The sequence below is a fragment of the Nonomuraea solani genome (genome assembly GCF_900108335.1).
Taxonomy (GTDB): Bacteria; Actinomycetota; Actinomycetes; order Streptosporangiales; family Streptosporangiaceae; genus Nonomuraea; species Nonomuraea solani.
In genome coordinates, this window is the sequence record NZ_FNVT01000038.1 from 33,760 (window position 1) to 48,964 (window position 15,205).

Sequence of the window (15,205 nt, forward strand, 5' to 3'; positions counted from 1 at the left end):
TCAGCAGACATCCGAGTAGTCCGCCTCGACGATGAGCCGTTTCCATGCGTCCTCGTTGAGCTTGCCGCGGATCCGGCGGCACAGCTCGGCCGCGGCGCGGGCGGGCGCGACGGGCAGGACGCGCACCACGCCGTCCGTTCCCGCGCTGTGCAGCGTGCCGCCGTCCGGCGCGAACGCCATCGCCAGCAGGTCGCCGGTGTGCTGCGGGATGGGCGCTCCGAGCAGGCGGCCGTCGGACACGTTCCACAACCAGACGCGGCCACTGGCGCCGCCCGCTGCCAGGAGCTGTCCGTCGGGGCTGTAGACGGCGGCGTGGAACTGCTCGATCTCGTCGCCCGGCGGGCGCAGCGTGCCCGTCCGCGTCAGCGTGCGCGTATTCCACAGGCCCAGGTCGGAGCCAGGGCCGCCGGCGACGATGGTCCGGCCGTCAGGGCTGACGGCCAGGGCCCGCCCTCCTTCGCCGCCCCTGCCGAACAGCAGGCGGTGCGAGGTGCCCGTGGCCAGCTCCAGTACACCGTTGTGCACGGGGTCGTTGACGACGAGCAGGCGGTCGTCCCGGCTGAAGGCCAGCTGCAGACCGCCGGCCTGGTCGAGCGTGCGCACGAGCCGCCCGTGGCCGACGTCGAAGAGCTGCACATTCCCGTGGTCGGCGCCGTCGTAGGGGGTCACGGCCAGGTGTGTGCCGGCGGTGTTGAACGCCAGACCGCCTGCCGAGACGGCGTTCCTGATGCGCAGCGCGTGCCTCGGCAACCCGGTGGCGACGTCATAGATGATCACCTTCGGCCTGCCGGTCAGGGCGACCGCCACTGTGCGGCCGTCCGGGGCGAACGCCGCCTGCCCAGCCGATCCGGGAACGTTAAGCCGGCGGCGAGGCCAGGCGAGCACCGCCGAGGCGCCCTGCAACAGGACCGTGCCGGCCTGCCGGTCGATCGCCGCCAGCCGCACCCCGGGGACCAGCGGAGCCGGTTTGGTGAGCCCGCCGATGTCGAGCCGGACGACCTCGCCGCTCTCCCTGAGGTAGGTCAGCGTGCCCTCGCCGAGCCGTGGCCGGCCGGCCAGGTCGAAGACCTGGCGTACCAGCACCTGGTCCCCGTCGCGGCGCCACAGCCGCACGGCCCTGCCGTCGTAGGTGGCCACGAAACGGCCGTCGTCGCTGAACGTGACGGCTTCGGCAGCCTCCACGGCGAGCACCGGCTCCTCCCAGCGTCGCCGTACCAGGTCCCAGAACCGCACTTTACGGTCCGCGCCGACCGCCAGGGCCGAGCCGTCGGCGGAGAAGGCGGCGGCCCCGCCGCCGTCGGGGAGCGACCCCAGGTCGCGCGGCGCGGCGCCGCGGCGATCCGTCAGCAGGTACGAGCCCAGGTCCTGGGCGCTCACCCGCAGGCGGCCGTCGCCGGAGGTCTCCAGCAGCGCCAGGTCCTTCCCGCTCTTCCACATCCGCCTGGGCCGTCCCGACACCTGCCACACCTGCCCGCGGTCGGACCGTTCGACGACGAGGACGCCCCCTCCCGCCTGGAAGTCGATCCGCTCCGCGCCGCCCGGCCCGAACGCGTCGTGGGCGGGCTTGCCCGTGCGCAGGTCCCAGAGCTGGACAGAACGGGCCGAGCCAACCGCCGCCATGTTCCCGTCGGGGCTCAGCGCGATCGCCGTCACCCCGGGACCCACCTCGGGCTCGGCACCCTGGATCGGGTGCTCACCGGCCACGTCCCACCGCGACAGCCTGCCCCCGCTCACCACGGCCAGGACCGATCCGTCCTGGCTGAGGGCGTACACCTCGTCTGAGCCGGCGGCGCGGGGCGGCAGCACGTGCGCCTCCCGCTGCGCCAGGGAGCCGTAGAGCGCGCTGAGGGCCTCCAGGTCCCCGGGGGCGCGGCGCCAGGCCGCCACGCTCAAGAGCAGCGCCCGTATCGGGTCGGTTGCGCGCAGCAGCTCGGCGCGGGCCGCCGCCTGGCGAGAGAGCCGCAGCTGGTTCTGGTACGCGGCAGAGGAGCTTCTCTCCGCGGCGAACCCGCCCGCCACCAGGGTGATGGCCAGCAGGACGGCCAGGGAGCCGCGCGTGCGCTGGCGGCTGCGCCGGCGGCGCCGCTCCGCGCCCTCCGACGCGGCCAGGAACACCGCGGGAAGCTCCGACAGCGCGGGATAACGTCCGGAATGTACGCCCCAGCGGGACGACGCGGACAGCACCGCGGCGAGCTGGGTACCCCGATACAGGAACGACGGATCGCGCTCCCGGGACCGCCATTGCGCCGCGTCGTCCAGGAGCTGGCCGTACAGGACGCGGTCGCCCTCCTCCTCGCGCAACCAGCCCCGCAGTAGCGGCCACGCCCGCAGCAGCACGTCGTGGGCGAGTTCCGCGCTGTCGTCGTGCAGGATGACCAGCCGCCGGGCAGCGAGCGTGCCGAGCACAGCGTTCACCGCGTCCACCCTGTGAACCCCGTCCGCCTGGCACAGCTCGGACAGCCGGGCCCGCCGGCGCACGACCTGCCCCTGCCGGTTGACGGACGTGAGCCGGACGAGCAGATCGCGGGCCAGCACGCGTTCCCGCTCGCCGAGGGCGCGGTAGGCGGCGTCGCCGCTGTTCTGCACCGCCTGGCCGACGCCGCCGCACATGCCGTACGCCCGCGTCGTCAAACGGTTGCCCTCCCGGCTCTGCCAGGTCATCAGCATTGCCTGCGACAGCAGCGGCAGCGCCCCCGCCTCGTGCGCGCCGCCCGCGCCGGACGGGCGCAGGTCGCTGATGACGGTGTCCACGAGCCCCGCCTCCAGCTCCAGCCCAGCGGACTCGGCCGGGCCGCAGACGGCGCGCCGCAGCTCGGACTCCGTCATGGGCCCGACCAGGAACTGCCCCTCCTGCAGCCCGCGCGCCAGCCCCGGATGGGCGGCGCAGCGGTCCCAGTAGTCGCCTCGCACGCCGAGCACCACGAGCGCCGCGGGCTCGCCGCCTGCCGGCGGGCGGGCGGCCATCGAGGCCAGCGCCGTCACGAACGGCTCCGCCCACCTCCCGTCCCCCAGCGCGAACAGCTCCTCGAACTGGTCGACGACGAGGACCAGCCGCCCGCCACCAGGTGCGCCCGCCATCAGCAGCGCCTGCCGGGCGGCCAGATGCGCCTCCTCGGGGCCTCCGGCCAGCCCCTTCCGCACCGCCATCGCCTCCATGCCGCTCACCGCCGCGAGATGCGCGGCCAGCTCGTCCAGTGGGCTCGCGGTGGGCGTGAGCAGCACGCGCGGCCAGCGTTCCGACCCCGGCAGTAGCGCCCCCCGCGCCAGCGCGGGCAGCAGCCCCGCCCGCAGCAGCGACGACTTGCCCGTGCCGGAGGCGCCCGTGACCACCACCATGCCGGCCCCGTCCAGCGCCTCGGCGACCTTGCCGGCCAGTTCGGCGGTGAGCCGTTCCCGCCCGTAGAAGACCTCGGCGTGCTCCTGCTCGAACGGCCACAACCCCCGGTAAGGGCAGTCATCCGTCCAGCGTGCCGCCCTCGTCCCGCCGTCGCGGGCGGTCCGCGTGCGCCGCTCGATGACCGAGACCTTCTCGTCGATCAGCCGCAGGCTCAGCGCCTGGCCGCGCAGCCGTTCCCGGTCGGCCCGGTGCTCGGCGTCCTGCCGTGCCAACGTCCGCTGGATGTCCGAGGTGGCCTCGCGGACGGCGTGGATGACGAACGCGAACTCGCCGAACTCCAGCCCCAGCGCCGTGAGCTGCTCGGCCAGCCGGTCCTGGAGCTCCTCGTCGCCCGCCTCGACCGCCGCCTCGACCGCCGCGCGCACTGCGCCGATCTCCCGCAGCAGGCCGGCCATCTCGGCGCGCAACGCCGCCGCCTGCGCCTGCCCACCGGCGAGAATCTCCTCCAGCCGCCCGGCCAGCTCGCTCTCCAGCTGATCGGCGGGAACGGCGCCCTCGCTATCGCCGCGGAGCCTGGCGACGGCTCTCATGACGACCTCGGTCAGCACGTTGGCCCCCACGGAGCCGAGCACATTGACGGCGTTTCCCGCCAGCGAGGTCGTTCCTATCGCGGCGGCGACGGGCGCCAGGGCGGAGGCGCACAACAGAGCGGTGAAGGCCGCCGGGGACAGGCGCAGCAGCGTCCAGCCCGCGCGGCGCGCGTCCCTGGCGACGCGCCGACGGATGCCGTCCCTCATCCGGCGGGCCTGGTCTTCTCCGTGTTCCCGACTCGTCTCTGCCAACGCGCCTGACGCCCTCCGTCCGCCGCCCCTGGTGAGGACGCTCCATCCAGAGGTTAGAAAAACGGAGCCGTACCGGCCTCGGGTGGTGCCTCAGGGATTTCCCTCACCTTGTACGGGACCGTCCCAGGTGCGGTGACCGACGCGTCGGCGACGCCCGAGCTCACCGCGTCGGGAGCTCCCAGGGGTATCCCCGAGGCGTCCGCGAAGGCGCGGTTCCTACGCTGCGAGGCGACGTCGAAACGCGTCCACGCCAGGCTCCGGCCCGGTGCGCGAACAAGATCCTCAGCCCAATCCTCGTCCGGGCAGGAAAGCAAATGCTCAAGGTACGCCGAGGCGTCGTCGCCGAGCTCGACTCCGGATGGCAGGGCCTCGGCTTCCGTGGCTTCGTGCTCTCAGCCCTCAACGACTCAGGGCGGGTCCACCGCCGGTACGCCCTCCTCCAGCGCAGCCGCCCAGTTCCGCTCGCCATTCCGGGTCGTTGGTCATCCTCATCGGCTTGCTCGGGTGGGTGTCAGATGGGCGGGGGTATGGACCACGCGGGCGGGGACGTCTCGGCCGGGATGAAGGGTGAGCAGGGGGCGTGGGGGCAGGTCCAGCGCGGGATCGATGTGCAGGTGGAAGCGCTGGGCGATGGTGGCGAGGATGAGTACGGCCTCGACCAGGGCGAAGCGGCTGCCGAGGCAGACGTGGGGGCCGCCGCCGAACGGGAACCACGCGAACTTCGGGATGGTACGGGCGGCCTCCCCCAGGAACCGTTCGGGGCGGAACTCCTCGGGGTGCGTGAACCAGCGTGGGTCGCGGTGGGTGGCCCATTGGCTCATCCACACGTCGGTGCCTGTGTGGATCTGGTGACCGGCGATCTCGACGTCGATGGTGGCGCGGACTGGCAGCAGCCAGGCCGGCGGGTAGAGGCGCAGGGTCTCCTTCACCACGGCCTCGGTGTAGGGCAGTGATCGATGGTCGTCCATTACCGGCAGTCGGTCGCCGACGACATCGGTGATCTCGGCCGCCATGCGTTCGCGGGCCTCGGGATGGCGGGAGAGCAGGAGATAGGCCCAGACGAGCGTGTTTCCCGTGGTCTCATGTCCGGCGATGTAGAGACTCATGGTCTCGTCGCGCAACTGAGTGTCGGACATCGGGCGGCCCTCGTCGTCGCGGGCGTCCATGAGCAGCGCGAGTAGGTCGTCGGGTCGTCCGTCGGGGTGCGTGGTGCGACGCTCGTCGATGATGCGGTACAGGACCGACTCGACCTCGGCGATCGCCGCCTTGAGACGACGGCGGCCGGGGGTGGCGAGCCAGGGCGGCAGGAACATCGTGATGCCGCGGAACTCTGCTCCGATTTCGCGGGAGGCGATGTCGAGGGCTTGGCCGACCGCCGCGGCGTCACCGGTGACGTCGGCCCCGAACAGCGTTCTGGCGGCGATCTTCTGGGTCAGGCCCAGCATGTCGGCGCGGATGTCGCGCCGCTGGCCGTCTCGCCAGCCGTCCAGCATATGGTCGGTCAACTCGACCATGGTGTCGGCGTAGCCGGCGACCCGCTGAGGTCTCATGGCGGGTTGCATCATCTTGCGTTGCCGGCGCCAGAAATCGCCGTGGGTGACGATGATTCCGTTGCCCGCGAACAGCTCGAAGGCGTAGCCGTGGTCGTCGCCCCTGGAGAACGTCTTCTCCACGTTGAGAAGGGTGGCGGCGATGTCGGCTGGGTTGCTGATGAAGACATTGCGCTGCGGGCCGAGCCGCCAGCGCACGACATCACCCTGCTCGCGCATCTGGGTGAAGAATCCCAGTGGGTCGCGAGCGAAATGGTGCAGGTGACCGAGCACGGGCAGGGCGCCCGGCATCGCCGGTATGGCGCGGTATGCCTCGGGCCTCACGAGCTGTCCCTTCTCGCATCGGTGGCGCCGGGGATGAGCGGTCCGCTCTGCTCGGTCAGTTCGAGCAGCAGGTCGCGGGTCTGCTGTCGCTCGATGTGATCGACGCGGCCTTCGAGCAATTCGCTCATCCACATCCCGTCGAGTGTGCGGGCGATCAGCAGGGACCGCTGCGGGTGCAGCCCATCTGCGCCAAGGTCGCTTCGCCAGCGATCTTCGGAGGCCCGGGCGCGGTGGAGCACCTCCGGGAGGGCCAGCAGCGCGGCGAGTACCGAGGGGTGGCCCCACAGTTGGTGGTCCACCCCGAGGTCGTCGAACGCGGCGCGGATGTGTGCCCGGCACAGCCGGCCGGGTCTGTCGTCATCGGGGTCGATGTGACGTTGCACAGCCGCGTCGAACCGGGCCGTCCACTCCTCGACGATGCCGACCAGCAGCGCGTCCTTGGTGCGGAAATGATGGAGAAGGCCCCCCTTCGACACGCCCGCCTCGCGTGCGACGGCATCCAGGCTCACTCCGGGCCCGTGTGCCCTGATCGCCGCCGCCGCCGCGTCGAGCAGCGCCCGACGGGTGCGGTCCGCATCACGCTGGAGAACAGCGCCCATGTCGGCTCCTTTCCTCGCCTGCGCATCCAAGATACCGTCTAGACGGTCGGTTAAAAACCGTCTGGACGGTCGGCTATCGTGAAATGTCACAGGAGGAGAGATGCGTTCGCACTCGGCTCCTGTGGGGCTCAAAAATAGGATGTGGGTTCTGACCTGCCGGTTCTCGGTTGTCAGCTAGCCATTTGATCAGCTGGCGATCTGGTACTCGTTGATGAGGCCGCCGAGGATGGCTTTGCGGTGGACTCGTTGGTCGGCCAGATCCAGAACGCGTCCCACGGGTGCGCTACGAACCAGCTGACCGCCTGTGGTTGATGGCGCTCTCGCACCTAGTACCCCGCAGCGGGCCGACGTGGAAGCAGTTCCTGACCGGCCAGGCCGAGCACATCGCTGCCATCGACTTCCTGCACGTGGACACGGTCTGCCCCGAAAGCGAACGCACACTGCGAAAGAATCATCGGCACCCTGCGCCGCGAACTCCTGGACAGCATGCTCATCCTCAACGAGCACCCTCTCCACCGGACCCTCACCCGCTACCTGGCGCCCTACAACACGGGCCGACCTCACCGCGGCATCGGACGGCTGTCCCCATCACAGCCGAAACCAGACCACCAACCATCCCGTGACGGTTGGCAGCCTGCTGCCCTGGGCGGGTGATCGCGTCGCCTGGTCGCGTGGTGGACAAGACGGCGCCATCGTGACGGCGCCGTCTTGTCCACGGCGGGGCGCCTGCCTTGCCGGCGCGGCAGTGAGGCGGATCTTCCGGCGCAGCGCCGTCGCGTTCGAAAGTAATCAAACTGTCACTATAAGTGAGCGATTGGTCGGACCGCAGATGAATACATATCGCATTCATTGAACTACAGTCAGTTATGGAGGTGTAAGACGACCATGGTGTCCATGGTCGCGGACCAGCCGGGACTCTGACCTTCCAGGGATCAGACATGGCGGTCCCGCCCGGTGCGACGCACTCGCCCGGCTGCCCCGTATTCCCCTGCGGACGCGCCGCCGCCCGGTCCCGCCTTCCCGCTTCAGGAAAGAAGCCGTCATGTCCCCTGCCCGAACCCTCGTCCAAACGCTCATCGCCGCCACCACGATGACCGCAGCCGTGGTCGCTCTCGGCCCCACCGCACACGCGATCAGCATTCCCGTCGCGTGCAGCGAGAACGCACTCGTCACAGCCGTCAACCTGGCCAACTCCACCGCGGCCGCCGACACCCTCGTACTGGCCTCAGGCTGCACCTACCGCATCACCTCCCCCCACGGCGGCCCCCGCAACGGGCTTCCGGTCATCACCACCCCCATCGAAATGCTCGGCCCGGCCATCATCACCCGCTCCTCGCCGGCCCTGTTCCGCCTCATCGAGGTAGCCTCCGCCGGCAGCCTCACCCTTACCACCGGCGTCGCGCTCACCAATGGCAGCGCCGTGGGAGACGGCGGCGCCATCCTCAACCGCGGCGCGGTGACCCTCACCACGAGCAGTCTCAGCGGCAACTTCGCCACCCGTCACGGTGGCGGCCTGGCCAACGTCGACACCCCGTCCGGCACCGCGCCCGCCGCCACGTTCACCAACAGTCCGGTGTCCGGCAACACCTCGCTGCTGCGCGGCGGCGGCATCTACAACGGCCTCAGGGGAACACTTACCACCACAGGTGTCTCCGGCAGCCCGATGTTCGTCCAGGGAAACACCGGATCGCAGGGCGCCGGCATCGCGGCGATCGACTCCACCGCCACCACCCTCACCCAGACCGCCGTCACCTCCAACCACGCGCTACTGACCGCCGGCGGCGTCTACCGAGTGGGCGGCACCATGACGACCACCAACTCACCGATCAGCGCCAACACCCCGAACAACTGCGTGGGCAGCGCCCCCGCAGTGCCCAACTGCACCGGCTGAACCCCTCGCCCGCACCGCGCCCATCAGCGGTGCGGTGCGGGCGCTCCCTCTGAAGATCATGTGAGAGGCCGGGAGCCCTGTCGTGACGTGCTCACGGCAGGACTTCCCGGACGGTTCCCGCACGGCGGACCCGTACCAGCCGGGCGGGTCCTAATGAGTTCTGGGAGTAAGCCATCCGGCAGACTCCTGGGTGGATGGTGGCTGCTGACAGGTGAGCACTCACTGGCCGCCCCGCGCGAGCGGCACCTGGGCCGGCCCGCGGTGGTCATCGCCGCCTTCGTCCGCGCCCTGATCACCGTCCTGACCATCCTGAACCTGCAGGTCGCGGCCCCGTACAAGAAGGTCGAGGCGCATTATGGCCTGCCATACCGGCAGGAACCGTTGATCGAGTGACCTGTATCCTCCGCCCGTCGCAGACATGGATCACGTTGTGCGATCGCCGGATGCCGCCCTCGTTCTCATCCATTTCAAGCACCGACGGATCAGCCGAAATTCAGCGAGAAAACCTCACTCGCCGTCCCGCGGTCACATCGACAGACCCGGCAGATCAAACGGCAAGCTCGGTGGGTACGACCTACTCTTGCGAGCACACACCTGCGATCATTTCCCGGGTGCTGATCGATCGACGCCTCTGGACCGGATACCAGGCACCACGGCAAGTCATCGACCACGATTTCGGAGCTGTGGACGTCGTCGCCGCGCCCGACGGCGGTTGGCTGGCGATCGCCTGTCGGGACCGGACGGTGCGACTCTGGGACATGGGCAGCGGCACGCACCGCCAGACGCTGAGCGCCCCCACCGTCGACTTCGGTGGCTACGGCAGCCTTGTTGCCGGCCGGGACGGGCGCCGGGTGGCCGGCCACTGGGCGGACGGCATCGTCTGGGTCGGCGACGTGACGACCGGCGAGAGTCGTGCCCATCGAATCGACGACGTCGTCAGTGGGCCACAGGTCGCGATCGCTCCGGACAGCGAGCGGCTCGTGCTCGGCCTCCAGGGCAGTGTGCAGCTTCGCGACGCCGGCACGTTCGCGTTGCTTGACAGGTTCGACATCGGTGTCGAGAACCAGGTGCGGAGGTTGGCGATCGCGCCGGGCGGTGATCGGCTGATCGTGTTGAGTGATCAGTCCAACGAGGTGCGGGACCTGCCGAGCGGAAAGGTCCACGCGGTGCTGCCCGCTGACAGAAGTTGGCACCAGGCCGCGTTCAACGGCGACGGCTCATGGTTGGTGACGGGCCGGGACACCGTCTCGATCTGGGACGCCGAAACGCTCGACCTGCTGCGGGAAATCCCGGAGCGGTTCGTTTCGGTCGCGGCGGACGGATCGTGCCTGTTGACCAGGTTGCCGGAAGGCGGGCTCCGGCTACGGGCGTTGCACGGCCGCGACAGCGGCGACAGCGGCGACGATGAGAGCGTCGACCTGCCCGGTACGGCCGGCGCCGCGCATGGGCCAACGGCGCTCGCGCCGGGTGGCCAGTGGTTCGCCGACTGCGCCGGGGAACGGGTACGGATCTGGCGGACCTCGACGCGACCGCTACCTTCAGCACCTGCCTTCGCGCCGGTGGATAAGGAGCGGGTGCTCGCGGCAACCGCTGGTGGCGGCCGGGTCTGGCTGTGGACCGGTGGTGGGCGACAACCGATTCGGCTGCGTGACGCCGAGACCGGTGAGGCCGGGAGCACCATGCAACCGGTGGGCGCCGTGCGGGACCTGGGCGGTCTCGACGCGTGCGTCATGGCGCCCGACGGCAGCTGGCTGGCCGTTGCCACCGCCGAGCGCATCCACCTGCTGGAACCGGATGGCACCGGGCGCCACCTGCTGACCGGTCACCGCCAGCAGGTGCGGGGCATCACCGCGGCACCCGACAGCACCCGTCTGGTGAGCTGGGGCTATGACCGTCAGATCATCGTGTGGGACGCCGGCACCGGCGCACGCCTGGCCACCATGCCCGTGAGCAAGGCCGGCTACGCCGTCCACGACACGGCGGTCGCACCCGACGGCACGTGGCTCGCCACCGCCAACTGGGACTCCCGGGTGCGCATCAGGGACCTCGCGACCGGCCAGAACCGGCGGGTCCTGCGCGGCCACAAGAACAGCCCCACCTCGCTCGCGGTCGCGCCGGACGGCTCATGGCTGGCCTCCGCGGCCGATGCCGAGATCATCATCTGGGATGCCGCGACCGGCCGGGTCCGGGCGAAGCTGACCAACGATTTCTACGTCCAGAGGCTCGCGATCGCACCCAACGGCCGATGGCTGGCCAGCCTTGAACGGCGGGGTGCTGTGACCGTCTGGGATCCGCACGACGCCACAGTCGTCGCGCAGTTGTGGACCGGCTCGAAGTTTCCGACGCAGGCCTGGCCGGGTTCGTGTGTCTGGTCGCCCGACGGTACGGGGCTGTGCGTGGTCATCGCCGGCGAGGCATATGTACTCGATCTTGTGGACCGGTGACGCCTGCACCCAAAGAAGTTGATCTCTCGTTGGCCTGCCAGACCGGCGGACAGCCGTTGGCGCTGAGAGCGATCTTGACTGCAGGGAGCTGAGGCTGTTCTTGGTTGCGAAGCTTCCCTAGCGTATTGCCTGGTCCCGGCGTCGGCGTGCGGCGCGGATCTCGGCGTCGGCGACCTTGTCGTCGAACAACAATGGCTGCGTGGTTCCGGTGGAGGCGGCGACGGGCGGCCTCGATGGAGACGCTGGCATTGATGAGTCCGGTGGCGTGGGCGTGGCGCAGCTGGTGGATGCCGATCTCGACGCCGGCCTGCGCGCAGGAGCTCTGCCAGCGGTGGTGGGCGGCGTCCTAGGACAGCGGACCGCCGCGGCCGTTGATGGTGGCGCGGAACAGCGCCCCGGCGGTGCAGCCGGTCCAGCGGCAGATCCTTGCGCGGCCGCCGCGAGCAGATCACCGCCGGCACCTTGACGACATCGGCGGCCGCGGCCGGGCGCGGCAGGCTCATGAGTGAGCTGGGCCCGGCGTGGGTCAGCCGGGGCGCGCCGACGCCTGCAGGTGGAGACCAGGTGTCCGGTGCCAGCCGGTGAGCTCGAGTAGGCGTCGCACCTGTGGGATTGCCGACCGCAGGGTCAGGACCTGATCGCCACCGCCCTCGTGGACAGCGGCAGCGGCGCTGACCAGGACGCGCAGGCAGCCGGTGTCGATGAAGGCCAGGCCGCTTAGATCGACGCAATAGCGGCCGGCGGCTGCACCACCCGTCATCGAGGCCAGCGCCCGCCGGAGGGTGGGCAGGGTGGAGCAGTCGAGCTCGCCCTCGATCCGCAGGCCCGCGCGGTCGGCGAGCGGGGTGATACGCAGGAGCCGGTCGGCGGCCGTGATCGGGCTGGGCGCGATCTCTGGTGGTTCGACCGCAGCTGCGATCACGGGTGCTGGGGCTGGGGTGGTGTTCATGCCGGGCTCCTCGGGGGAGTACGGAAGACAAGAGGGCCGCGGGCTTGACGCGGCATGAACACGTTGCGAGGGTGCCAGCGTGAACGGTGTCGTACGTGCAGTGCTCTGATCATCCAGCAGACCAGCCGGAACGGAAATCACCGATTTCCGCCAGGCTTATCATCACCGGCGATCACCGGCCACAGCCGGCGTGAGTGAGGGTGACAGGACCCCGCCCCGAGCAATCAGGTCGCCACCATCGCGGGGACAGTCCTGGCGGGCCCGCTCAACTACCTCGGCATGAACCCGAAGATCACCTGCCAGACAGCAAGTAGCGGCAGGCCTGCCGAAACCGCGCAAAGGGCTACAGCGCCGCCCGGGTTTCAGGGAGGGGTGGCGGGCAATGGAGCGCTATTTTGTGACGCTGGCCGAAGAACTGCGTTTCGGCCGGGCAGCCGCCCGCGAGCACATCGTGCAGTCCGCCCTGAGCCAGCAGATCCAGGGGCTGGAACGCGAGCTGGGAGTGCGCCTGCTGGATCGCAGCGCCCACCACGTCGATCTGACCCCGGCGGGCGCCGCCTTCCTCATCGAGGCGCGCCAGATCCTCGACCACGTGAGCCGGGCGGGGCAGGTCGCGCGCAACGCCGTCACCTCAGCGCCGACGCTACGTGTCGGCATCGTCGACGCCGGCTACGACTCGATGCCGCAAATCCTGCGCGAACTCCAGCGCGCCCATCCGGACATCACCATCCATCAGGTCGAGGCGAGCGCTCCCGAGCAGTGCCGACAACTGGGCGACGGGCGCCTGGACATCGGCATCGGGCATGCCTCCCAGGCTCCGCACGAGGTGACCTCCAAGCGGATCAGGCTCGATCCCCTCGGCGTACTCGTCCCCGACGACCACCGCTTCGCCACCCTGACAGGCGTACCCGTCGCCGCCCTCGCCGACGAACTCCTGCTGCTCAGCGAGGAGGAGCAGACGCCGGAGCTCAACCGGTTCGTCATCGAGCTGTGCCGCGCTGCCGGATTCGCGCCGACGGTCTACAAGGGGACCGTGGAGAGCAGCCGGGCCGCCGCCGACCTCGTCCTCGGGCACCGCTGGCTGGAACCCATCCTGCCCACTCCACCACCAGCCGACGAAGGTGCACCAGCAACCAACAGCCGCCGCGGCGATGACCCCTTGTGACGCGCCCAGCCCAACGCTGGTCGCGCTACACAACTCCTTTCGCTCCGGTGATCGGTTCTGGAGATTAATGCTTCCCGGATCGCCTGTTTCCGCTTCGGCACGCGAGGGTGTTGGTTCGAGGTGAACGAGTGTGACCGTCGGCGCCGGCAATAGGTCGGTGGCCCGGCATCCTGCTTCGACCGGTCCGGAAGACCGATCCCGCGCAGACCTCGATGCACCGCCAAAGGAGTGCGGCCATGGGCATCATCGCTTGGATCATCCTCGGACTGGTCGCCGGACTGGTGGCCAGAATGCTGGTCCCCGGCAAAGACCAGCAAGGCTTGATCATCACCCTCCTGCTCGGCGTCGCCGGCGCGCTGCTCGGCGGCTTCGTGGCCACCGAGGTGTTCCATGTCTCGGGCATCCAGGGCTTCTTCAACCTGTCCACCTGGGTCTGTGCCATCGTCGGCGCGGCAGTCCTGCTGCTCGCCTACAACCTGGTCACCGGCCGGCGCACAGGCCGGCGCACTGGCCGCCGAACCGGGCGCTGGGCCGGCCGCCGATGAGCCCTCGCAGCATGCCCGGCAACACACCCCAGCCGCCGCCCACCCTGGTCGATCCAGCCGGCGGCGACGGCAGGCACGGTGATATCCGCCGGGCCCCGAACGATCGTCGTCTCTGAAAGAGGGAAGGCGCCAAGGCCGTACCGCAGAGCGCATCCGATCTGAAGCCGTGCGGTACGGCCCGACCGTTCTGGCGGGTGCCCGGTCCGCCCGTGGCCGCCCTGGATGGGCGGTCAGGATCGGTCGGCGCGCCGGTATCGGCGTGCGGCGGCCGACCGTCGACCTACGTCCCGACCCGCTGCCTTCGCCCCCGTCCTCATCAGTCCCGCGCGAAGGCATCGACATCTGAAGGAGGCAGACATGTCCACAATCGTGTGGATAGCCGTCGCTGTGGCGCTGATCCTGGCCCTGGCCGTCGGCTACGTCATGCTGCGCCAGCGCCGGCAAGGCCTTCGCCAGCGCTTCGGCCCCGAATACGAACACGCCCTGAACGAACAGGACAGTCGCGGCCAGGCCGAGCAGGACCTGCGCGCCCGGGAGAAACGCTTCGCCACCCTCGACATCAGGCCGCTCACCCCCGCCTCCCGGCAGACCTACGCCCAGCGGTGGGCCAAGCTGCAGGAGCGGTTCGTGGACGCGCCGGGTCCTGCCGTGACCGAGGCCGACGAACTGGTCACGGCCGCGATGGCCGAGCGCGGATATCCCACCGAAGACTTCCAGCAGCAGCTGGCGGATCTGTCGGTGGTACATGGCCGTACCCTGCACCACTACCGCCAGGCACACGAGATCAGCATGCGCGCCACCTCCGGCGAGGCCTCCACCGAGGACCTGCGGCAGGCCATGGTGCACTACCGCGCCCTGTTCGAGGAACTCCTCGACGACGGCGACGAGCATCACCCTCAACCGGTCGAAGCTCGTGAGAAGGAACCAACGCTCCAGGACGACTCTCAGCAGAGGTGACGCGACATGGAAGTCCGCAACGATCCCGAACGCTTTGATGAGCGCCTCGACGAATTCGCCGAGACGCCGCTCCGGCCCGTACCCATCGTCGAACACGCCAATGACGACCAGAGCAATGATGACGGCCGGCCGACGGCACCGTCTGACCAGGTCGTCTTCGACCAGAAGACCCCACCGCCACCCGCACCCGCACCCGCATCGGCCGCACCGGCGGTCTCTCTGCTCGGCAGCGACCCGGCCGATGTCCGGGACCGATGGCGCGATCTTCAGTCGTGCTTCGTCGACGACCCTCGCGATGCGGTGCAACGCGCCGACTCTCTGATGGAGGAGATGACGGCCTCGATCCACCAGTCGCTGGAAAGCCGCATCCGTGAGCTGCAGGACCTCTGGAAGAACACCAGCCAGCACGACACCGAGCAGCTGAGACTGGCCCTGCGCTCCTACCGGGACGTCATGCACCGGCTGCTGCCGCTCGCTGACGAGCAGACGACCCACTAGCCGGTACGGGGGGCCGCTGAGGCCGGCGGGTCCTTCACGTCCCGCCGGCTTGGCCGCCCTCGTCCGCCGGCCGACCGGTGGGCGGCTGCATGGCACCGGAAGCA

At 70.1% G+C, this 15,205-nt stretch carries 12 protein-coding genes; 8 read left to right on the top strand and 4 right to left on the bottom strand.

Annotation, left to right across the window (positions count from 1 at the left end):
- The 3 genes from C4V41_RS57390 to C4V41_RS57400 form a co-directional block, all read right to left on the bottom strand.
- Nucleotides 1–4,134: an nSTAND1 domain-containing NTPase gene (locus tag C4V41_RS57390; protein WP_103964494.1), complete on the bottom strand. Its 4,134-nt coding sequence runs from the start codon at nucleotides 4,132–4,134 to the stop codon at nucleotides 1–3.
- A gap of 533 nt (nucleotides 4,135–4,667) precedes the next feature.
- The gene (locus C4V41_RS57395) at nucleotides 4,668–6,053 is read right to left on the bottom strand and encodes a cytochrome P450 (protein WP_200824983.1); all 1,386 of its coding nucleotides are present in this window, start codon (nucleotides 6,051–6,053) and stop codon (nucleotides 4,668–4,670) included.
- A complete protein-coding gene (locus tag C4V41_RS57400) occupies nucleotides 6,050–6,652 on the bottom strand; it encodes a TetR/AcrR family transcriptional regulator (protein ID WP_103964496.1) in 603 nt (200 codons plus the stop codon). Before C4V41_RS57400 ends, C4V41_RS57395 begins: the two co-directional genes overlap by 4 nt.
- Nucleotides 6,653–7,039: 387 nt before the next feature.
- Here C4V41_RS57400 and C4V41_RS66360 point away from each other — a divergent pair, with 387 nt between their 5' ends.
- The 4 genes from C4V41_RS66360 (at nucleotide 7,040) to C4V41_RS57415 (ending at nucleotide 10,987) form a co-directional block, all read left to right on the top strand.
- Nucleotides 7,040–7,306: an integrase core domain-containing protein gene (locus C4V41_RS66360; RefSeq protein ID WP_200824986.1), complete on the top strand. Its 267-nt coding sequence runs from the start codon at nucleotides 7,040–7,042 to the stop codon at nucleotides 7,304–7,306.
- A gap of 388 nt (nucleotides 7,307–7,694) precedes the next feature.
- Nucleotides 7,695–8,543: a hypothetical protein gene (locus C4V41_RS57410; protein ID WP_103964497.1), complete on the top strand. Its 849-nt coding sequence runs from the start codon at nucleotides 7,695–7,697 to the stop codon at nucleotides 8,541–8,543.
- A gap of 153 nt (nucleotides 8,544–8,696) precedes the next feature.
- On the top strand, nucleotides 8,697–8,936 hold the full coding sequence (locus tag C4V41_RS61445) for a hypothetical protein (protein ID WP_146104225.1): 240 nt from the start codon (nucleotides 8,697–8,699) through the stop codon (nucleotides 8,934–8,936).
- A gap of 218 nt (nucleotides 8,937–9,154) precedes the next feature.
- On the top strand, nucleotides 9,155–10,987 hold the full coding sequence (locus C4V41_RS57415; protein ID WP_160150765.1) for a WD40 repeat domain-containing protein: 1,833 nt from the start codon (nucleotides 9,155–9,157) through the stop codon (nucleotides 10,985–10,987).
- A 526-nt stretch (nucleotides 10,988–11,513) separates the two neighbouring features.
- Here C4V41_RS57415 and C4V41_RS57425 read toward each other — a convergent pair.
- The gene (locus C4V41_RS57425; RefSeq protein ID WP_103964499.1) at nucleotides 11,514–11,936 is read right to left on the bottom strand and encodes an STAS domain-containing protein; all 423 of its coding nucleotides are present in this window, start codon (nucleotides 11,934–11,936) and stop codon (nucleotides 11,514–11,516) included.
- Nucleotides 11,937–12,318: 382 nt separating this feature from the next.
- On the opposite strand from C4V41_RS57425, the gene C4V41_RS57430 reads away from it, so the two are divergent.
- The 4 genes from C4V41_RS57430 (at nucleotide 12,319) to C4V41_RS57445 (ending at nucleotide 15,101) form a co-directional block, all read left to right on the top strand.
- Complete coding sequence (locus tag C4V41_RS57430; RefSeq protein WP_103964500.1) at nucleotides 12,319–13,101, top strand: LysR family transcriptional regulator; 783 nt, start codon at nucleotides 12,319–12,321, stop codon at nucleotides 13,099–13,101.
- A 236-nt stretch (nucleotides 13,102–13,337) separates the two neighbouring features.
- Nucleotides 13,338–13,646, top strand: coding sequence for a GlsB/YeaQ/YmgE family stress response membrane protein (locus C4V41_RS57435; RefSeq protein WP_103964501.1), 309 nt, complete (start codon nucleotides 13,338–13,340; stop codon nucleotides 13,644–13,646).
- A 357-nt stretch (nucleotides 13,647–14,003) separates the two neighbouring features.
- Complete coding sequence (locus C4V41_RS57440) at nucleotides 14,004–14,603, top strand: hypothetical protein (RefSeq protein ID WP_200824984.1); 600 nt, start codon at nucleotides 14,004–14,006, stop codon at nucleotides 14,601–14,603.
- Between the two features lie 6 nt (nucleotides 14,604–14,609).
- Nucleotides 14,610–15,101 (top strand): hypothetical protein, encoded by a 492-nt coding sequence (locus C4V41_RS57445; RefSeq protein WP_103964502.1) that lies wholly within the window; start codon nucleotides 14,610–14,612, stop codon nucleotides 15,099–15,101.
- Nucleotides 15,102–15,205: the final 104 nt, after the last annotated feature.